The 20667-nt window shown below is 48.4% G+C and carries 19 protein-coding genes; 12 read left to right on the forward strand and 7 right to left on the reverse strand.

The features are described from left to right. Positions 1 to 198 precede the first annotated feature (198 nt). The 3 genes from MK185_12925 (at position 199) to MK185_12935 (ending at position 2424) form a co-directional block, all read left to right on the forward strand. Positions 199 to 1581, forward strand: a complete 1383-nt coding sequence (locus MK185_12925; GenBank protein MCH2041528.1) for a sodium-dependent transporter — start codon at positions 199 to 201, stop codon at positions 1579 to 1581. 97 nt (positions 1582 to 1678) lie between these two features. Next, complete coding sequence (locus MK185_12930; GenBank protein MCH2041529.1) at positions 1679 to 2110, forward strand: type II toxin-antitoxin system RatA family toxin; 432 nt, start codon at positions 1679 to 1681, stop codon at positions 2108 to 2110. A gap of 14 nt (positions 2111 to 2124) precedes the next feature. Then, positions 2125 to 2424 (forward strand): RnfH family protein, encoded by a 300-nt coding sequence (locus tag MK185_12935; GenBank protein MCH2041530.1) that lies wholly within the window; start codon positions 2125 to 2127, stop codon positions 2422 to 2424. A gap of 68 nt (positions 2425 to 2492) precedes the next feature. Here MK185_12935 and bamE read toward each other — a convergent pair whose 3' ends face one another. Next, positions 2493 to 2891, reverse strand: coding sequence for an outer membrane protein assembly factor BamE (gene bamE, locus MK185_12940; protein MCH2041531.1), 399 nt, complete (start codon positions 2889 to 2891; stop codon positions 2493 to 2495). Between the two features lie 128 nt (positions 2892 to 3019). On the opposite strand from bamE, the gene fur reads away from it, so the two are divergent. Continuing rightward, positions 3020 to 3424 (forward strand): ferric iron uptake transcriptional regulator, encoded by a 405-nt coding sequence (fur, locus tag MK185_12945; protein ID MCH2041532.1) that lies wholly within the window; start codon positions 3020 to 3022, stop codon positions 3422 to 3424. An 83-nt stretch (positions 3425 to 3507) separates the two neighbouring features. Here fur and recN read toward each other — a convergent pair whose 3' ends face one another. Next, positions 3508 to 5184, reverse strand: a complete 1677-nt coding sequence (recN, locus tag MK185_12950) for a DNA repair protein RecN (GenBank protein ID MCH2041533.1) — start codon at positions 5182 to 5184, stop codon at positions 3508 to 3510. A 176-nt stretch (positions 5185 to 5360) separates the two neighbouring features. Here recN and grpE point away from each other — a divergent pair, with 176 nt between their 5' ends. The 4 genes from grpE (at position 5361) to dapB (ending at position 10204) form a co-directional block, all read left to right on the forward strand. Next, complete coding sequence (gene grpE / locus MK185_12955) at positions 5361 to 5963, forward strand: nucleotide exchange factor GrpE (GenBank protein MCH2041534.1); 603 nt, start codon at positions 5361 to 5363, stop codon at positions 5961 to 5963. A 117-nt stretch (positions 5964 to 6080) separates the two neighbouring features. Next, positions 6081 to 8003, forward strand: a complete 1923-nt coding sequence (gene dnaK, locus MK185_12960; GenBank protein MCH2041535.1) for a molecular chaperone DnaK — start codon at positions 6081 to 6083, stop codon at positions 8001 to 8003. Between the two features lie 78 nt (positions 8004 to 8081). Then, positions 8082 to 9224: a molecular chaperone DnaJ gene (gene dnaJ, locus MK185_12965; GenBank protein MCH2041536.1), complete on the forward strand. Its 1143-nt coding sequence runs from the start codon at positions 8082 to 8084 to the stop codon at positions 9222 to 9224. 176 nt (positions 9225 to 9400) lie between these two features. Further along, a complete protein-coding gene (gene dapB / locus MK185_12970) occupies positions 9401 to 10204 on the forward strand; it encodes a 4-hydroxy-tetrahydrodipicolinate reductase (protein ID MCH2041537.1) in 804 nt (267 codons plus the stop codon). A gap of 81 nt (positions 10205 to 10285) precedes the next feature. Here the strand turns inward: dapB and MK185_12975 are convergent, their stop codons facing one another. Then, a complete protein-coding gene (locus MK185_12975; protein MCH2041538.1) occupies positions 10286 to 10894 on the reverse strand; it encodes a TetR/AcrR family transcriptional regulator in 609 nt (202 codons plus the stop codon). Positions 10895 to 11778: 884 nt separating this feature from the next. On the opposite strand from MK185_12975, the gene carA reads away from it, so the two are divergent. From carA to greA, 3 genes are read left to right on the forward strand one after another with little or no spacing between them, the layout of a single operon-like run. Further along, a complete protein-coding gene (carA, locus tag MK185_12980; GenBank protein ID MCH2041539.1) occupies positions 11779 to 12921 on the forward strand; it encodes a glutamine-hydrolyzing carbamoyl-phosphate synthase small subunit in 1143 nt (380 codons plus the stop codon). A 9-nt stretch (positions 12922 to 12930) separates the two neighbouring features. Further along, positions 12931 to 16146 carry a carbamoyl-phosphate synthase large subunit gene (gene carB / locus MK185_12985; GenBank protein MCH2041540.1) on the forward strand — a complete coding sequence of 1072 codons (3216 nt, stop codon included), beginning with the start codon at positions 12931 to 12933 and terminating at the stop codon, positions 16144 to 16146. Between the two features lie 21 nt (positions 16147 to 16167). Continuing rightward, complete coding sequence (greA, locus tag MK185_12990) at positions 16168 to 16644, forward strand: transcription elongation factor GreA (protein MCH2041541.1); 477 nt, start codon at positions 16168 to 16170, stop codon at positions 16642 to 16644. 65 nt (positions 16645 to 16709) lie between these two features. On the opposite strand, the gene MK185_12995 is transcribed toward greA, so the two are convergent. From MK185_12995 to yhbY, 4 genes are all read right to left on the reverse strand, one after another. Further along, positions 16710 to 17225, reverse strand: a complete 516-nt coding sequence (locus MK185_12995) for an acyl-CoA thioesterase (GenBank protein ID MCH2041542.1) — start codon at positions 17223 to 17225, stop codon at positions 16710 to 16712. A gap of 182 nt (positions 17226 to 17407) precedes the next feature. Next, positions 17408 to 17941: a 3-hydroxyacyl-[acyl-carrier-protein] dehydratase FabA gene (gene fabA / locus MK185_13000; GenBank protein ID MCH2041543.1), complete on the reverse strand. Its 534-nt coding sequence runs from the start codon at positions 17939 to 17941 to the stop codon at positions 17408 to 17410. A 160-nt stretch (positions 17942 to 18101) separates the two neighbouring features. Beyond that, positions 18102 to 19220: a beta-ketoacyl-ACP synthase III gene (locus MK185_13005; protein MCH2041544.1), complete on the reverse strand. Its 1119-nt coding sequence runs from the start codon at positions 19218 to 19220 to the stop codon at positions 18102 to 18104. A 327-nt stretch (positions 19221 to 19547) separates the two neighbouring features. Continuing rightward, positions 19548 to 19853 (reverse strand): ribosome assembly RNA-binding protein YhbY, encoded by a 306-nt coding sequence (gene yhbY / locus MK185_13010; GenBank protein MCH2041545.1) that lies wholly within the window; start codon positions 19851 to 19853, stop codon positions 19548 to 19550. 107 nt (positions 19854 to 19960) lie between these two features. On the opposite strand from yhbY, the gene rlmE reads away from it, so the two are divergent. Beyond that, positions 19961 to 20590, forward strand: a complete 630-nt coding sequence (rlmE, locus tag MK185_13015) for a 23S rRNA (uridine(2552)-2'-O)-methyltransferase RlmE (GenBank protein ID MCH2041546.1) — start codon at positions 19961 to 19963, stop codon at positions 20588 to 20590. Positions 20591 to 20667 lie beyond the last annotated feature (77 nt).

Genomic DNA, 20667 nt, shown 5'->3' on the forward strand with positions numbered 1-20667 from the left:
TTAAAAGCTCAGATGGATCTTTAGGCGTGGCGATCTTTTCATTGCTATTGAGGAATATAGAGGTGTTAAACCTGACTATCTGGTTAAAAGCTGCCCAATTGTAGTATTTATCGGCTGTCTGGCCCGATTCACGCTTGAGCCAGTACAGTAAATCTTGAACAATACGCTCGGTTTAACCGATAAACGGATAATAAGATTATGAATAACGATAAACGGGGAATGCACGGCATTTGGAACAATCGCTGGACCTTTATTTTGGCCGCGACGGGTTCTGCTGTGGGCTTGGGAAATATCTGGAAGTTTCCATACATTACTGGCGAAAATGGCGGCGGTGCATTCGTACTGGTGTACCTGCTGTGTATTCTGGCAGCGGGTATCCCCGTAATGCTGGCGGAAGTACTGATTGGCCGAAAAACACGTTTGAGTCCCATTCATGCGTTGCAAAATTTGACCGACGAATATGAGGCACCCAAATTCTTCCGTGTTATAGGTTGGATGGGAGCTCTGGCTGGCTTCTTTATTCTGTCTTTCTACAGTGTAATTGCTGGCTGGACGCTGGAGTACATCGGTGAAATGGCTGTTGGTACTTTTACTGGTGCTGATGGTGACAAAGCCGGTGCAGTATTTAATGAATTACTGGCTAACCCGGTCATGCTGACCGTTTACCACACTATCTTTATGATTCTGACCGCCTACGTGATTGCGCGTGGTGTGAATAAGGGTCTGGAAAATACCATTCGTATCCTGATGCCGCTGCTGTTCATCATGCTGATCCTGTTACTGGGCTATGCGATGACGACTGCAGGTTTCTCTCAGGCATTACACTTCCTGTTTGACTTCGATTTCAGCAAGCTGACTGGTGAAAGTATTGTTGTGGCACTGGGTCACTCTTTCTTCACTTTGTCTTTGGGTATGGGTGCCATCATGGCATACGGTGCTTACATGCCTGAGAAAGAGTCTCTGGGTAAAACCGTAATGACCGTTGGTTTCCTTGATACTCTGGTTGCACTGGTCGCTGGCATTATCGTGTTCTCTATCGTATTCACCAACAACCTCGAGCCGGGTGCTGGCCCTGGTCTGATGTTTGTGACTTTCCCTCTGGCTCTGGGCGGTCTGCCGGGTGGTGACATTCTGGGTGTTGCTTTCTTCGTTCTGGTCGCAATTGCTGCGTGGAGTTCTGCAATTTCGATTGCTGAGCCAGCGGTCGCATGGGCAGTAGAGCGCGGCCTGGGTCGTGTACAGGCAACAGCGGTTATTTGTGGTCTGGCCTGGTTGCTGGGTATTGGTACGGTACTGTCCTTTAATGAATGGTCTGAAGTTAAGTTCTTCGGTAAGACCATCTTTGATAATCTCGACTTTGTATCATCGAATATCATGCTGCCACTGGGCGGTATTCTGATTGCGATTTTCGTTGGTTGGTTTATGAAAGAAAGCCATACCGCAGCACAGGTAGATAAAGATCGTTCCCTCATTTACAGCGTATGGCGTGTGATGGTGCGTTTTGTATCACCAATTGCAGTCGGTTATATCTTCCTGAATGGCATCGGTTTCTTCAGTTGGATATCGGGATTATTCGGCTAGTTTGTGAATAGCTGCTGAATCCTACGCCGGAGCGGGTATAATCCCGCTCCGGCGTTTTTGTTTACGCTGTTTGTTTGAGTTCTGTCAGAGAGACGATATGACCACCATTACCCGCAGTGCTTTGGTAATGCACACCGCAGAGCAGATGTTTAACCTGGTTAATGACGTGCGCCGCTACCCGGAGTTTCTTAACGGCTGCGAAAAAACTCATGTCATCAAAGAAGGTGAGAACTTCATTGAGGCTGAGCTGACCATTTCAAAAGCGGGTGTTAATCAGAGTTTTTCTACTCGTAATACCCTGGAGCCTCCTCATCGGATGGAAATGAGGCTGCTTGACGGTCCTTTCAGTCGTTTTCACGGCATCTGGCATTTTGACCCATTATCGGATGAAGCCTGTAAGGTATCACTGGATCTCGATTTTGAAATGGGGAATCGGATTACGGGGATGGCCATGGCCGCGGTGTTTAAACAGGTTGCCAATATGATGGTGGATTCCTTCGTAAAACGCGCAGAAGAAGTTTACAAGTAACGGAGTAGGCAGAGATGGAAGACGTAAACATGATCGAAATTGAAGTCGCTTACGCGTTACCAGAAAAACAAAAGATTCTTAAAGTTATGGTGGAGGAAGGTTCAACCATTCGCCAGGCCGCACAGCAATCCACCATTGTTGATGAGTTTCCCGATCTGAATCTGGACGAGGCAAAATACGGTATTTTCGGTAAGGCGTCGCGTGCACCAGATACCGATACTGTGCGTGATGGTGATCGGATTGAGATCTATCGACCACTGCTGATTGACCCGAAACAGGCGCGTGCTAATCGTGCGGCAAAAAACAAGACGTAATTTGGGCTATTAAAAAGCCCCGCAACCTGAACGGGTGCGAGGCCCTGTGATACTGCTTGTCGGGCGTACTACTCAGAAGTATCCAGCAGATTGCGCTTTTCTTCCTGAGCTGGTAGATCGTCTACCTGACTTTTGTCCAGGCTTTCGTCCTTGGGTAACTCTCCCTCATAACGGCTGTAATTGCCCTGTTCATCAAAGAAAACCTTAATGTGATAGCGCTTGGTGATGACGTCTCGTTGCTCGAGTGTATAAATGTAGTCCCAGCGTTGTTGCTCATAAGGGTTCTGAACAATCGGTGTTCCCATCACGTACTCTACCTGACGCTGTGTCATGCCAGGTTCCAGCTGTTCGATCATGTCATGGGTTACGATATTACCTTGTTGCACGTTTAACTTATAAACTCCTGGGAAAGCACAGCCCGTCAGGGTTGCAAAACCCAGTAAAACAGTCAGAATTGACACTCGCATAAATACACTCATTATTGGCAAATCGTTTGGCTCCAGCGCTCTGGCAAATGCTTATCAGTTGCGCATGATGTCTCAGACCAGCGATAATACCCGATAATTCAACTTGCTGTGAAATATTCGAGGAAAGCATGTCCGATAAAAATGTGGAACTGCGCAAGGCAGGCCTGAAAGTCACTCTGCCGCGAGTTAAGATCCTGAGCATTCTGGAAAGTAATCCGGAAGCCCACATGAGCGCGGAAGATGTTTACCGTTCTCTGATTGATGCCGGTGAAGATGTTGGCCTTGCAACGGTTTACCGTGTACTGACTCAGTTCGAAAGCGCTGGCTTGGTTGAGCGTCACAACTTTGATGGCGGCCACTCTGTATTTGAACTGGCTCGTGGCGACCATCACGATCACATGGTGAACGTCGATGATGGTACTGTGATCGAGTTCTCTAACGAGCAGATCGAACGCCTCCAGCACGAAATTGCTGAAGAGCATGGTTTTGAGCTGGTTGACCACAGCCTGGTGCTTTACGTTCGCAAAAAATAAGCATCGCCTGGTAATACAAAAAAAGCCCTGATGACTCAGTCATCAGGGCTTTTTGCTTTTAGACAGCGTAAAAGTATCGCAGCTTATTGCACAAGATCTAACATTTCCTGGGCGTGGGCCAGGGTTTGTCGGGTAATATCAACGCCCCCGAGCATGCGTGCCAGTTCTTTAGAGCGTTGCTTACCGTTAAGTTCACGGATTTGAGTGTGTGTTGAATTATCACCGCTGATTTTGCTCACCTGAAAATGCTGATGCGCCTGAGCAGCAACCTGAGGTTGATGGGTCACACACATCACCTGACTCTCCTCTTTTCCCAGAGATCGCATCAAGCGACCGACTCGCTCTGCGGTTCCACCCCCAATACCGACATCGACTTCATCAAAAATTAAACTCGGAATCTGACTGGTCGCAGCCGTTACCACCTGAATCGCCAGACTGATGCGAGATAATTCACCGCCGGAAACAACTTTTGCTAGCGGTCCGCCTGGCATACCTGGGTTGGTTTGCACCTGAAAACTGATACTGTCGATTCCATGATGGTTGGCTTGTTGCTCGTCGAGCACCTGCACCTGGGTCATAAAGCGCGCGCGCCCTAAGGCCAGCGATTCAAAATGCGCCTCTACTTCTTTATCGAGTTTGGTTGCGGCTCTCTGGCGTTTGTCTGACAGTGTTTGTGCTAATTGCTGGAAGTGTTCTTTCATGCGGTCAACTTCCTGTTGCAGTTCTAACAAATCATCGTCACTGAGATTCAGTTGCGCCAACTGATCTTCTTGTTCTTGCCAGTATGGGTATAAGCGTTGTGGCTGAATCTGGTGTTTTCGGGCAACGGAGAAAATTTCTCCCAGACGATGCTCAACCTGCTGAAGTCTGTGCGGATTAATATCCACTTGTTCCAGGTAACGTTGCAGCGATAAACCAGCTTCTTCCAACTGGATATGGGCTTGCTGCAGCAGGTCTTTCGCTTCGAGTAACGCAGGATGATGATCGTCCAGCTGGCTGAGCAAATTCATCGCCTGATAAGCCAGTTGAGTTGCCGCCATTTCGGCGCTTTCGTCACCGAGGCAAGAGGCCAGTGCTTGTTGACCGCTTAGCAGCATCGTCTCTGCGTTTGCTAAACGTTTATGCTCGGTTTCCAGTTCATCGAGTTCGGTTTCGCTCAGATTCAGTTCGCGTAATTCTTCGACCTGATAGCTGAGTAACTGGCGTTGTGCCTGAATTTCGCTACTTTCCTCGCTCAGGGTTTTTAATCGTTGAGCATTCTTTTGCCAGTGTTTAAACGCTTGTGAAACTGCCCGGGCATCCTGTTGTAAGTTGCCAAAGGCATCCACCAGTTGTCGCGGTGTATCTTTTTGCAGCAGGCGCTGGTGAGCATGTTGGGAGTGAACATCAATCAGGCACTGGGCAAGATCTTTCAGATCATTTGCCGAAGCCGGGCGGCCATTGATGTAACCACGTGAACGGCCTTCGCTGGAAACCACCCGGCGCAGGATAATCTGATCATCATCTGTTGGCAGGTCACGCTGTCCCAACCAGTTTCTGGCACTATCATTTGGTGTGAAGCTGGCACTGACTTCCGCTTTGTCGGCACCAAAGCGCACGTTATCGGCTTCCGCTCGTTGTCCGAGTGCGATGCCGAGAGCATCCAGCAGAATCGATTTGCCAGCACCGGTTTCGCCAGTAATTACGGCCATTCCGGGCTTAAACTCCAGCTCCAGCTCATCGACCAATGCAAACTGATGTATCGATAAATGTGACAGCATAACTCACCTTAATGCTGATTATACATACAGTGTTTATATGTACAGTATTGGTGTCTGTCAAGAATTTAATCAACTTTACGTTAAGTTGTGTGAGTTTCAGCCCTTGAAACTCTGTATTCCGTTCCCATATACCACTCATCGAAACGAGTTGAACGACCCTGATTGAGGAAAAGTTGATGTCTGAAGAGCAGAACATTCAGGACGAAATCCAGAATCCAGCTGAAGAGCAAATGGAAGCAACCGAAACCGCTGCAGAAGAAGCAGCGGAGGGTGCAAATGAGCAAACCGGTGAAGAAGCACTGACTTCTCTGCTGGAGGCTGCTCAACAGGAAATCGCTGATCTGAAAGATCAGATGTTACGTGTTCAGGCTGAAATGCAGAATGTACGTCGCCGTGCTGAAGCGGATGTGGAAAAAGCACACAAGTTTGGCGTGGAAAAGTTCGCAAACGAGATGTTAAGTGTTGCAGACAACCTGGACCGGGCACTGGCAGCCGCCGGTGACGACGAGGCAACTAAGCCACTGCGTGAAGGTGTTGAGATGACGCTGACTGGTTTTGCTGCTGGCCTGGCGAAATTCAAAGTAGAAACGGTTGATCCTATGGGGGAAACCTTTAATCCGGAACTGCACCAGGCAATGTCGATGATTGAGAGTGCTGAAGCAGCGCCCAATACCGTGATTGCTGTGATGCAGAAGGGTTACACGTTGCAAGGCCGTCTGTTGCGTCCAGCAATGGTAATGGTGAGCAAGGGCGCTCCTCAGATCGACGAAAACGCGTAATTTTTTATCCGCCCAGCCTTGAAAGGCGAGTGAGCGGACTTATATAGAAATCAACACAAATACTGTTGTAATTATTTTTTCAGGCGGCCAGTGCCGCCGACATCGGAGATAAATCTTATGGGTAAAATTATTGGTATCGACCTGGGCACCACCAACTCCTGTGTTGCCGTACTGGATGGCGAAAAATCAAAAGTGGTTGAGAACGCAGAAGGCGATCGCACCACTCCTTCCATCATCGCATACACCGATGGTGAGACTCTGGTAGGCCAGCCGGCTAAGCGTCAGGCGGTAACGAACCCAGATAATACGCTGTTCGCAATTAAGCGCCTGATCGGTCGTCGTTTTAAAGATGACGTGGTTCAGAAAGACATCTCTATGGTTCCGTACAAAATCATCGAAGCGGACAATGGCGATGCATGGGTATCTGTAAAAGACGACAAGTTTGCACCACCACAGGTATCTGCAGAAGTTCTGAAAAAAATGAAGAAAACTGCAGAAGACTTCCTGGGTGAAGAAGTAACCGAGGCAGTTATTACTGTTCCGGCGTACTTCAACGATTCTCAGCGTCAGGCAACAAAAGATGCCGGTAAAATCGCGGGTTTAGACGTTAAGCGTATCATCAACGAGCCAACAGCTGCGGCCCTGGCCTACGGTATCGATAAAGAAGGTGGTGACCGTACCATCGCAGTATACGACCTGGGTGGTGGTACTTTCGATATCTCCATCATTGAAGTGGCTGACGTTGATGGCGAGAAGCAATTCGAAGTACTGGCAACCAACGGTGACACTTTCCTGGGTGGTGAAGACTTCGATATGGCCATGATTGAGTATCTGGCTGACGAATTTAAGAAAGAAAGCGGCATCGACCTGCATAACGACCCACTGGCTCTGCAGCGTTTGAAAGAAGCGGCCGAGAAAGCAAAAGTTGAGCTGTCTTCAGCACAACAAACGGATGTGAACCTGCCATATATCACAGCTGATGCAACGGGTCCTAAGCACTTAAATGTAAAAGTGACGCGCGCCAAACTGGAATCTCTGGTTGAAGAGCTGGTTTCCCGTTCTCTGGAACCTTGCCGTATTGCACTGAAAGATGCTGATCTGTCCTCCAGTGAAATCGACGAAGTGATCCTGGTTGGCGGTCAGACCCGTATGCCAATGGTTCAGGAAAAAGTGGCTGAGTTCTTCGGCAAAGAGCCTCGTAAAGACGTGAACCCGGATGAAGCCGTTGCTGTTGGTGCATCGATTCAGGGCGCGGTACTGGCCGGTGACGTTAAAGACGTACTGCTGCTGGACGTAACGCCTCTGACTCTGGGTATCGAAACCATGGGGGGTGTTGCCACGGCGGTTATCGAGAAAAACACTACGATTCCTTCGAAGAAATCTCAGGTGTTCTCAACGGCCGATGACAACCAGCCTGCTGTAACCATCCACGTTGTTCAGGGTGAGCGTAAGCAAGCGGCACAAAACAAATCTCTGGGTCGTTTCGATCTGGCTGATATCCCACCGGCTCCGCGCGGTGTGCCTCAGATCGAAGTTACTTTCGACATCGATGCCAACGGTATTCTGAACGTCAGCGCGAAAGACAAAGCGACTGGCAAAGAACAGTCCATCGTTATTAAAGCCTCTTCTGGCCTGAGCGATGACGAGATCGAAAAAATGGTTGCAGACGCGGAAGCTAACGCTGAAGCGGATAAGCAGTTCGAAGAGCTGATTCAGGTTCGTAATACCGCAGATGGCCTGATTCACGCGACTAAGAAAACGCTTGAAGAAGCCGGTGATAAGGCGACGGAAGAAGAGAAAACTGCAATCGAAAAAGCGGTAGCTGATTTAGAAGAAGCGATTAAAACTGATGACAAAGCCGATATCGAAGCGAAAACCAATGCTCTGACAGAGGCTTCAAGCTCTCTTGCTCAGAAGCTGTACGCTGAGCAAGCTCAGGCGCAGCAAGGTGCTGAAGGCGCGGCAGATGCCGGTGAACAGCCAGCGGGTCAGGATGACGACGTTGTTGATGCTGAGTTTGAAGAAGTTAAAGACAAGTAATTGTTAATTCTTTAAAGCACTCAAACAAAACGCGGTTAGAAAACTAGCCGCGTTTTTTGCCATTTAACGAGCAAAATCATGTCGAAACGAGATTATTACGAAGTACTTGGTGTATCCAAAGGCGTCGATAAAAAAGAGCTGAAAAAAGCGTATCGTAAAATTGCGATGAAATATCATCCCGACCGTAACCCGGATGATGCCGATGCTGAAGCCAAGTTCAAGGAAGCGACGGAAGCTTACGAAATCTTAGGTGACGAGCAGAAACGGGCCGCATACGACCAGTATGGACACGCGGGTGTCGATGGCCAGGCTGGTGGCGGTTTTGGTGGCGGCGGCGCTGGCGGGTTTAGTGATATTTTTGGTGATGTCTTCGGCGATATTTTTGGCGGCGGAGGTGGTGGCGGCCGCGGTGGTCGTGGTGGCCCTCAGCGTGGCTCTGATCTTCGCTACACCATGGATTTGTCTCTTGAAGAAGCGGTTCGTGGCGTTGAGAAAAAAATCCGTGTTCCTACTTTAACCACTTGTGATGTCTGTGATGGCTCTGGTGCAAAAGAGGGGACTCAGCCTAAAACCTGTCCTACGTGTCATGGCCAGGGGCAGGTGCGTATGCAACAGGGTTTCTTTTCGGTACAGCAAACCTGCCCGACCTGTCGTGGTCAGGGCACTATTATCGAAGATCCATGCAACAGCTGTCACGGTCGCGGTGTTAAAGAGGAAACCAAGACCTTATCGGTTAAAATTCCGGCGGGCGTGGATACCGGCGATCGAATTCGTCTGTCCGGCGAGGGAGAGGCAGGTGCCATGGGCGGACCTGCTGGCGACTTATACGTACAAGTCAGTGTGCGTGAGCATGAGTTGTTCAACCGTGACGGTCGTAACCTCTATTGCGATGTGCCGATCAGTATTGTTGATGCGGCATTAGGCGGCGAGCTGGAAGTTCCAACACTGGATGGTCGCGTTAAGCTGAAAATTCCTGCAGAGACTCAGAGCGGCAAATTATTCCGTTTGCGTGGTAAAGGCGTGGTGCCGGTACGTGGTGGTGCTCCGGGCGATTTACTGTGTCGTGTGCAGGTAGAAACGCCGGTTAATCTGACCAAAGAGCAGAAAGAACTGCTGGAACAATTCCAGGCATCTTTGAACGGCGAGAAAGCGGGCGAAAAGCACTCGCCACAAAATAAGAGTTTCTTTGAACGAGCGAAGCGTTTCTTCGAAGAAATGTGATCTCAGTTCGCACCAAGTTGCAGTGATATTTCAGTTGCTGCGCCGAAGGGCCACCCCTGGCCCTGCCGCGCTACCTCGGCTTCCTGCCGTTGCTTCGAAAATATCACTGCAGCTCAGTTCTCACTTTCCCTGTATACTCCCCAAAAATATTAATCCCCTTAAATTCAGGAAACACCATGACTCGCATTGCTATTACCGGAGCTGCTGGCCGTATGGGCCGTGTCTTAATTGAAGCGGTTGCTAATGATGAAAACGCACAATTGGGTGCCACTGTTGTATTGGCTGATGATCCCATGGTTGGTATTGATGCGGGCGCGCTGGCGGGTCTGGGGAAGGAAATGGGTGTTAAAACAGCAACCAGTCTGGAAGCGGTAATTAATGACTTTGACGTCCTGATCGATTTCACGGCTCCTGAATCCACCATGGCCAATGTTGAACTGTGCCGTACTCACGGCAAAAACATCGTGATTGGTACCACTGGTTTGACCGATGAGCAGAAAGTACGTCTGCAGCAGGCGTCGAGCGACATGGGGATTGTATTTGCTCCGAATTACTCCGTAGGCGTTAACCTGTGCCTGAACTTGTTGCGCATGGCGGCCAAAGTGATGGGTGATGACAGTGATATCGAAGTGATTGAAATGCATCATAAACACAAAGTAGATGCGCCTTCCGGTACGGCCCTACGTATGGGCGAAGTGGTTGCTGAAACCATGGGTTGGGATTTAAACGAAGTAGCGTGTTACGGCCGTGAAGGTCAGACCGGTGCTCGTCCACACAAGCAAATTGGCTTCGAAACGATTCGTGGTGGTGACGTCGTCGGTGATCATACCGTGATGTTCGCTGCGGAAGGCGAGCGAGTTGAAGTGACACATAAAGCACAAAGCCGCATGACGTTTGCTAAAGGCGCTGTGCGCAGCGCGAAGTGGATCTCGGAGCAACCTCATGGTCTGTACGATATGCAGGATGTCTTAGGTTTTTGATGTTCGCTCGTTGTCTTAACAACAAAAAAGCCGCTTCAGAAAAATGAAGCGGCTTTTTTGTTTTTCGTTACGACGGGAATCTTAGCCCTTAACACCCAGCATGTGGTCGAAGCCACGCTCAACCATTTTCTCCATGCCACGTGGTTTTCCGTTTGGATCAAATACCATCGACACCAACATCTGAGCATTACCGAGCGCCCAGCGCGCACGTTCTTTCGGAGCCAGGCCTGGTTCCATAAGGCCTTTTTTAACCCCTTTGTCCACTTGCTTAGCAATCATATCAAGTAATTTATTCTGGAACTCCAGATACGATGGCCAGGTTTCTTCACGAACGGAGGCGCTCCATTCCAACCATACTTTAATGTATGACGGATTTTCTTCGCAGGCATTGAGAAACGCTTTGATGTGAGTACGAATGGCTTGAACCGGATCGTCTTCTTCGCTGTAAACAGATTCGGCCAGGGAGATTAAAAAGTTGTCAACGTCTTCCAAAACAGCTTCTACCAATGCTTCACGTGTTTTGAAATAATTGAAAACAGTGGCGACTGACACTCCTCCCATTTCAGCAATCTCTGTATGCCCGCCGCGACCAATCCCTCTGAGTGCGAACACTTCAACTGCATAGGTTAGTAATAAACGTCTGCGTTCTTCCGGTTGCAAACGACGGCGACCATCAACGGCTGTTGGCATAATTAAACCTCGTTTAATGTGGTGATTTTAATCATTGCTTCCTGTGCCACGATGCAGCAGGAATTTATTAATATTCTTGTTACTCGGGTTGAGTCTTTTAACTGTACTTTGACAGAACAGTAGTTATCTATCTCAATTATCTGCTAATAAAAAACTCTACAGGTCTTTTAGTGAAGCACTTTTAGGTATCAAAATGTATGTTACATTATGTAACCTAGTGTAACTAGGTGTTTTGTGATGATCCACCTGATTTGTCGTGATCGCGCAGTCATCATTGGCAGGGGGTATTTTAATTGATTTTTCTATTATTATTTTAGGAGCAGAGGATTCTGGTACTGTTATACCTTATTTTTGAATTTTTTATGCGTAGTAATCGAATGACAAACTATTTTTAATGCACGCAAGTGTCGCTGATAACGAGATTGTTTTTCGATCATTTAATCAATTACATTAAGGTCGTATCAAATACAACCGGCAGTTAGCGATATCCTGTCGGTTTCATCAAATCGAATGAATTTTATGTGTTAAATAGCTAATCAGTGAAGAGGGTGTCGATGCTGAAAATCTATTTATTGTCTTGTTGGTCAGGCTTTTGTTCGGTGCGTCTTGCTACCCAATGACATTTGACGGCTCAATGGCGAGGTCTTGGCTATTCACTGAGATCAATGCACTAAAGATGGACATAAGCCTCTGTTTTCAGTATCCTTTAATGTTAGTTTAAGCATGTAACGCAACTACCAGTAAAAGAGTAGCCGTGCAGTTCAGAATTCAGTCAAAAAAGCGGGATGAAACCTTTTCGGTTCCATCCCGCTTTTTTGCGAGTTGAGCAGGCACTTTTGCGTTATCGATGTCGCCAGATTGTTCTTACTTCGGGGATTTAAGCCTTGTCTACGCCAGCCATTCTAGCTCTTGAGGACGGCAGCATCTTCAAAGGTACCGCTATCGGTGCCGAAGGTCTGTCTGTGGGAGAGGTGGTGTTTAACACCTCCATGACCGGTTATCAGGAGATCCTGACTGACCCATCCTACGCTAACCAGATTGTCACTCTGACTTACCCACATATCGGTAACTACGGTGTTAACCGCGAGGACGAAGAGTCTCGCGGTATCTTCGCCAAAGGACTGGTGATTCGTGATTTGCCTCTGATTGCTTCTAACTTCCGCAGCGAAAAAGCGTTGGATGAATACCTGAAGGAAAATAACATCCTGGGCATTGCCGATATCGATACCCGTCGCCTGACCCGTATTCTGCGTGAAAAAGGCTCGCTAGATGGTTGTATCATTGCTGGTGAAGATGCCGCTTCTGAAGAAAGCATTGCTAGAGCGATTGCAGCGGCAAAAGAATTCCCAGGCCTGAAAGGTATGGACCTGGCGAAGGAAGTGACGGCTACTGACAGCTACAAATGGACCGAGCAAGACTGGACTCTGGGCCAAGGCTTCGGCGAATTGAAAGAAGGCAAATACAAAGTTGTTGCATACGACTTCGGTGTTAAGCGCAACATCCTGCGTCTGTTAGCTGAACGTGGTTGTGACCTGACGGTTGTTCCGGCTCAGACACCTGCTGCGGACGTGCTGGCGATGAACCCGGACGGCATCTTCTTATCCAATGGCCCAGGTGACCCAGAGCCATGCACGTATGCCATCGAAGCGATCCAGCAAATTCTGGAAACCGACATTCCGGTGTTTGGTATCTGTTTAGGTCATCAGCTGCTGGCGTTAGCATCTGGTGCAAAAACGGTGAAAATGCCGCACGGCCACCACGGTGGTAACCATCCGGTTCAGGATCTGGATTCTGGTGTAGTAATGATTACGTCTCAGAACCACGGTTTCGCCGTAGACGAAGCCTCACTTCCAGCAAACATCAAAGCGACTCATAAGTCTCTGTTCGATGGCACTTTGCAGGGTATCGAGCTGACCGATAAGCCAGCGTTCAGCTTCCAGGGTCACCCGGAAGCAAGCCCGGGTCCACGTGACGTTGCCCCATTATTTGATCGTTTCATCGATCTGATCGAAGCCGCTAAGAAGTAGGACGCCGCCATGCCAAAACGTACCGACATACAAAGTATTTTAATCATTGGCGCTGGTCCGATCATCATCGGTCAGGCTTGTGAATTCGACTATTCTGGCGCACAGGCTTGTAAGGCCCTGCGTGAAGAAGGTATCCGCGTTATTCTTGTGAACTCTAACCCAGCCACAATTATGACCGACCCATCAATGGCAGATGCAACCTACATCGAACCAATCACGGTTGATACGGTTGCCAACATCATTGAAAAAGAACGCCCAGACGCAATCTTGCCAACCATGGGCGGCCAGACCGCACTGAACTGTGCATTAGGCCTTGAGTCTGCTGGCATCTTAGAAAAATTTAATGTTGAAATGATCGGCGCTAAAGCTGATGTAATCGACAAAGCGGAAGACCGTGACCGTTTCGACCAGGCGATGAAAAAGATTGGTCTGGAATGTCCACGTGCGGGCATCGCCCACAGCATGGAAGAAGCGCGCGAAGTTCAGAAGGGCTTAGGCTTCCCATGTATTATTCGTCCTTCTTTCACCATGGGTGGTACCGGTGGTGGTATCGCGTATAACAAAGAAGAGTTCGAAGAAATCTGTACTCGCGGTCTGGATTTATCTCCAACCAGTGAGCTGCTGATCGATGAATCTCTGATCGGCTGGAAAGAATACGAGATGGAGGTTGTTCGTGATAAAAACGACAACTGTATCATTATCTGTTCGATCGAAAACTTTGATGCCATGGGTGTACACACAGGTGACTCCATCACTGTTGCACCGGCTCAAACCCTGACCGACAAAGAATTGCAAATCATGCGTGATGCCTCGTTGGCAGTACTGCGTGAGATCGGCGTAGAAACCGGTGGTTCCAACGTTCAGTTCGGTATTAATCCAAAAGACGGCCGCATGGTTGTGATTGAGATGAACCCTCGTGTTTCTCGTTCATCCGCCCTGGCCTCTAAAGCAACCGGTTTCCCGATTGCTAAAATCGCAGCCAAGCTGGCGATTGGTTATACCCTGGATGAATTGCAAAACGACATCACTGGTGGCGCAACCCCAGCATCGTTCGAGCCGTCCATCGATTATGTTGTTACTAAAATTCCTCGGTTTACTTTCGAGAAATTCCCAACAGCGGATGGCCGCTTAACCACACAGATGAAATCTGTGGGTGAAGTGATGGCAATGGGCCGTACTCAGCAAGAGTCACTGCAGAAAGCACTGCGTGGTCTTGAAGTGGGTGTTAGCGGTTTTGACCCAATCATCGACCTTGATTCAGAAGGTGCGATGGACAAAATTATTTCGGAACTGAAAACCCCAGGTGCTGATCGCATTTGGTACATCGGTGACGCATTCCGTGCCGGTTTAAGTGTTGAAGAAATCTACCAGCACTCTGGTGTTGATCCTTGGTTCCTGGTTCAGATCGAAGACATCATTAAAGATGAAGCTGATGTTGCGCAAAGCAGCTTAACCTCGATGGATGCCGATCGTATCTTCCGTCTGAAGCGTAAAGGTTTTGCCGATGCTCGTTTGGCTAAGCTGCTGGGGGTGTCGGAAAAAGCATTCCGTAAGCAACGTCAGAAGTTAGATGTTCGCCCGGTTTATAAGCGTGTTGATACTTGTGCGGCGGAGTTCTCTACCGATACGGCTTACATGTACTCTACTTATGAAGAAGAGTGTGAAGCGAACCCAACCGATAAAGAAAAAATCATCGTATTGGGTGGTGGACCGAACCGTATTGGCCAGGGGATCGAATTCGATTACTGCTGTGTACACGCGGCCTTCGCTGCTAAAGATTTGGGTTACGAAGCCATCATGGTGAACTGTAATCCTGAAACGGTATCTACCGACTACGATACTTCCGACCGTTTGTTCTTCGAGCCGGTAACTCTGGAAGACGTATTAGAGATCGTTGATAAAGAACAGCCAAAAGGCGTAATCGTTCAATACGGTGGTCAAACTCCATTGAAACTGGCGAACGAATTAGAAGCCGCTGGTGTGCCGATTATTGGTACTTCTCCGGAAGCGATTGATCGTGCTGAAGACCGTGAGCGTTTTCAGCAAATGATTCAGCGTCTGGGTTTGAAGCAGCCAGTGAACGCGACGGTGCGTTCTACTGAAGAAGCGATTTCTAAAGCCAACGAAATTGGTTTCCCGTTAGTTGTACGTCCTTCCTATGTATTGGGTGGTCGTGCGATGGAAATCGTCAACAACGAAGAATCTCTGCGTCGCTACATGCGTGAAGCGGTTCAGGTTTCTAATGATTCCCCTGTACTGCTGGACTACTTCTTAAATCGTGCAGTTGAAGTAGACATTGATGCCGTATGTGACGGCGAGCAAGTTGTTATCGGTGCCATCATGCAGCACATCGAGCAAGCGGGTATTCACTCTGGTGACTCGGCGTGTTCATTGCCTCCGTACAGCTTGTCTGAAGACGTTCAGAACCGTATGCGTGAGCAAGTAAAAGCCATGGCGTTAGAGCTGGGTGTGGTTGGTCTGATGAATACTCAGCTGGCTTACCAGGATGATGAGATCTACGTGATCGAAGTCAACCCGCGTGCTTCCCGTACCGTACCTTTCGTTTCTAAGTGCATCGGTAACTCTTTAGCTGCGATCGCAGGTAAAGTAATGATGGGTAAAACACTGGCTGAGCTTGGTTTTACTGAAGAAATCGTACCAGAGCACTTCTCTGTAAAAGAAGCGGTATTCCCGTTCAATAAATTCCAGGGCGTAGATCCAATCTTAGGCCCTGAAATGAAATCGACCGGTGAAGTTATGGGTGCAGGCGCTACCTTCGGTGAGGCTTTCTACAAAGCTCAGCTGGGTGCCGGTGAGAAATTACCAACAGAAGGTAAAGTCTTCATTTCTGTACGTGACGCCGATAAAGAAGGTGTTGTGGCAGTCGCTCAAGGTTTCGCTAAGTTAGGCTTCAGCCTGATTGCAACCGGTGGTACTCATGCTAAGTTGGTTGAAGCGGGTATCGAAGTTGAGCGCATCAACAAGGTGAACGAAGCACGTCCAAATATTGTTGATGCTATCAAGAATGACGAGATCGCTTTAATTGTGAATACCACTGAAGGCTCACAAGCCATTGCTGATTCTGCTGACATTCGCCGCAGCGCGCTGCAGCATAAAGTAACTTACACTACAACTTTGGCCGGTGCTGAAGCCGTTGTAGAAGGCTTGAATGCTGAAGGCCTGAACGTAGTTCGTCGTTTACAGGAAATTCACGCTGCTATTTAGCAGCGTGTAAGGAAAGAAATTATGCAAAAGTACCCAATGACAGTGGAAGGTGAGGCGGCGCTGCAGGCTGAGTTAACGGAATTAAAAACCGTTGCTCGTCCGGCGGTGATCAAAGATATTGCCGAAGCTCGCGAACACGGTGACTTAAAAGAAAACGCTGAATACCATGCTGCCCGTGAGCAGCAGGGTTTTATTGAGGGTCGTATTCAGGATATCGAGGGTAAGCTGTCTAACTCACAGGTTATTGATATCAAGAATATCCCACACACCGGTAAAGTTCTGTTTGGTACCACCGTGAGCCTGATCAATCTTGATACTGACGACGAAGTTCAGTATCAGATTGTGGGTGATGACGAAGCCGACATTAAGCAGAATAAAATTTCTGTCTCCTCACCGATTGCTCGCGCACTCATTGGTAAAGAGGAAGGTGATGTTGCCGTTGTTCAGGTGCCAGCTGGTGCTGTTGAATACGAAATTGACGAAGTAAAACATCTGTAATTGGTAGCAGATGACTTTGTCTAGTTCAAAAAATGGCCGCGCAATGCGGCCATTTTTTTTATCTGCTACATCAATGATGCTTTTGGTAGCTCATTTTCGAAAGAATCTTCTTGTTCAATCTGCTTCATCATTTCTTGCAGTTTAAAGCGTGCCTGGCGACGTTTTAGTGCTTTATTCCAGCGGCGGATCTGTTCTTCATCATTCAGTTCCAGCTGAGGTACGGGAACCGGCTTGTTGTTTTCATCCATTGCCACCATGGTGAAATAACAAGTGTGGGTATGACGGACGGTTTTTTCTTTAATATTTTCAGAAATGACCTTGATACCAATCTCCATCGATGTACGGCCGGTGTAGTTAATCGTGGCCAGGCAAGTGACCATTTCACCGATGTGGATAGGTTGTTTGAACAATACATTATCGACCGACAATGTGACGGCATAGTGGCCGGAATAACGCATGGCACAGGTATAAGCAACTTTATCCAGCAGCTTTAATAATTCGCCACCGTGCATATTGCCGGAAAAGTTTGCCAGTCCTGGTGTCACCAGTTCAGTCATTTCCGTTTGAATGATTTGTGCCATATATGCCTCTGGAAAATATTTGCGGCGATTTTAATCACTCAATTTCAATAAAACTATGGTTTTATCCAAAAAGGTAGAACCTGAAGTGACGTTTTTGTCCACTTAGTCGCTCTGGTGAACTCAGGCGACCTTTCTTGCTCACTTTTACATTAAAGCTGGCCGCTTGGTTGATTATTGCCAGATCAGAAATCTGCCGTTGAGGTGAACAGTCCGACGCGCAGATCTTTCGCCTGATAAATTTCGCGACCATCAACTTCCATGCGGGCATCAGCAATTCCCAGCACCAGCTTTTGTTCCATGACGCGCTTAACATCGATGTGATAGGTGACTTTTTTGGCTTCGGGTAATACCTGACCACGGAATTTAACTTCGCCGCACCCGAGCGCGCGACCGCGACCTGGATTACCACGCCATCCCAGAAAAAAGCCCACCAGTTGCCACATGGCATCCAGGCCCAAGCAACCAGGCATCACCGGGTCGCCTTCGAAATGACAATCAAAGAACCACAAAGATGGGTCGATATCCAATTCAGCGACAATCTCACCCTTCCCGTAGGTGCCGCCTTCAGAGCTGATATGGACGATGCGATCCATCATCAGCATGTTGGGTAGCGGCAGGCGGGCGTTGCCCTCGCCAAACATTTCACCGTGACCGCAAGCCAGCAGGTCTTCACGCTCAAAAGAGCTTGGCTGTTCTTTGAGTGCAGGTTGAGACATGTTTTTTCCTCTCAGATATAAAGTCTGTACTCACACTGACACAGAGAGGACAAATAGGCTAATGAAGGTTTTTTTACCTAATGGAATAAATAAAGAATCACGGCAAAGATTTGGCCCGGAATCCGCATCGGATTCCGGGTGGTGGCAGGGTGTGTCAATGTCAGACTTTTTCGACCAGCAACGAGCCGATTGAGTAACCGGCGCCAAAAGAACAAATGATTCCTTTGTCTCCGGAGTTGAAATCATCGTTGTATTTGTGAAAGGCAATAACAGAACCGGAGGATGCCGTATTGGCAAATTCATCCAGTACCACTGGCGCTTCTTCCTCAGTTGGCAGGCGACCAAGTAATTTCTTAACCGCGAAGTTATTCATATTGATGTTGGCTTGGTGCAGCCACATACGTTTCATATCTTCTGCACTGAGTTGGTTGGCTTCAAGTTGTTCCCCGAGGAAGGTAACAATCAGCGGCAGCAGTTCTTTGAAGACTTTGCGACCACGCTGTTTGAATGCGTAGCGATTAGCTGGCACTTCATCGAAGCAATAGTCTGCATACGATGAATCACTGCGAATGTTGTCAGAGAACTCAGTAAACTGTTTGGTATCAAGAATACGGAAAGCGTTGTCTGGTTTGGCGTATTCTTCCAGCTCCATGACGGCAGCCGTTGCTACATCACCAAAAATAAAGTGGCTGTCGCGGTCCTTAAAATCCAGACCTGGCGTGGTGAACTCCGGGTTTACAAACAACACACATTTGGCTGTTCCTGCTTTTAGTGCGGTATAAGCGTTGATCATTCCGAAGGTGGCAGACGAACAGGCGATTCCCATATCGTAAGCAAAACCTTTGATGCCAAGATCGCGCTGAATCTCTACCGACATGCCCGGGTAGTCGCGTTGGCGGAAAGTGCTGGAGACAATCACCATATCGATATCGTCAGCTGTCTTACCCGCTTGTTCCATGGCGTCGCGTGCTGCGGCGCACCCCATCTGAACGATTTCCGGAGTGTCGCCCTCGCGGGTCATCGGGAAAGTTGGGTGCATGATGTCAGGATTGATTATGCCGTCTTTATACATGGCGTAACGGGCTTTGATACCGGATGCTTTTTCAATAAATTCGGAGCTCGAATGCGCTAATGCTTCGGTTTCACCCGCTTCAATGGCAGCAGCATTTTCAGAATTAAACTTGTCGACATATTGGTTAAAAGCGGCAACCAGTTCATCGTTGGTGATTACGTGTGGAGGAATAAACAGTCCGGTACCGGAGATGACAACATTCGACATGCCTGATGAATCCTTTGTTATAGCTATCTTGTTCTTTGCCACAGAAATGTAATCTGACTGTGGTTGCGTCTGAAATTTGAGCCATTATCACCGGAACGGCTCAGCCTTCCAACCGCTGAATGGACATAAGATGGTAATAGTGGTGAGTTATTTCTTGCAGCGCGACGTGCTCGGGTAATATTCGATCTCGGTTAGCACGTTTGGTTCCCGAGATCTGGCGGTTCCTAATGTTGTTGCTCACACCATACCGGCAGTGCGAGTTACATGGGGCGCTGGTTTCTGCAAGTGCTATCGGCCGACGTGCAGAAATCAGCGACGGAAATACACTTAAGGGCGTTGCAGATTCGACAGCCTTGGGTTGGCTCGCGGATTTTTGCGCAGCAGAAGTGCTACTTTTCCGATTTGCTGTACCAGTTCGGCGCCAGTCAGTTTGACCAGCTCAGCAATGACAGCGTGTTTGACCTCCCGATCACCCACGGCAACTTTAACTTTGATCAGCTCGTGATCGTCCAGGGCACGGTTCAGCTCCTCCATGACGCCTTCGGTTAAGCCATTACCTGCAATGGTCACTACTGGGTTCAGATTGTGGCCAATTGAGCGGTATGCTTTTTTCTGTTCGTTTGATAATGCCATATAGCTTCTATTCAGTGTTGTATCTGTTTCAGTGTTAGAATCGGACATTACCGATTCAACAAGCGCGATTAGCGCTCAGTATACCTGACCTTGGAGTAAAACCCCCTATGTCACGTTCGACGCGTTCGAAAACCAGTGCTAACTGGCTCAAAGAACATGTAGACGATATGTACGTACAGATGGCACAGCAGGATGGCTATCGCACACGAGCCAGTTACAAGTTGCTGGAGCTGGACGAGAAAGATGGGCTGCTGAAGCCAGGTTCGACAGTATTGGATCTCGGTTCTGCACCAGGTGGGTGGTCTCAGGTCGTCGCACAAAAGCTTGACGGCAGTGGTGTGGTTATCGCCTCCGATATCTTGCCTATGGATAACATTGCCGATGTGACCTTTATTCAGGGTGACTTTACTGAGGACGCGATTTTCGACGAAATCATGACGGCGATTGATGATCGTCCGGTAGACCTTGTAATTTCGGATATGGCCCCCAATATGTCTGGTATGGCTTCCATCGATCAGCCTGGCGCTATGTATCTGGTGGAGTTGGCGCTCGATATGGCGCGTCAGACGCTGAAACCAAACGGTCATTTTGTTGCCAAAGTGTTTCAGGGTGAAGGCTTTGATGAATACCTTGCTGATGTGCGTCAGTCCTTCTCTAAGGTGCTGATTCGCAAACCCAAAGCTTCTCGGGCGCGTTCCCGCGAGGTTTACATTGTAGGTAAAGGTTTTCGTGCTTAGTGAATGCTTGCTAAGCTATGGCTAGGGTCAAAATTTCAACACACGCAAGATTGGCGCATTATCATCAAGGAAGCGTT

The sequence above is a fragment of the Saccharospirillaceae bacterium genome, assembly GCA_022448365.1.
Taxonomy (GTDB): Bacteria; Pseudomonadota; Gammaproteobacteria; order Pseudomonadales; family Oceanobacteraceae; genus Bacterioplanoides.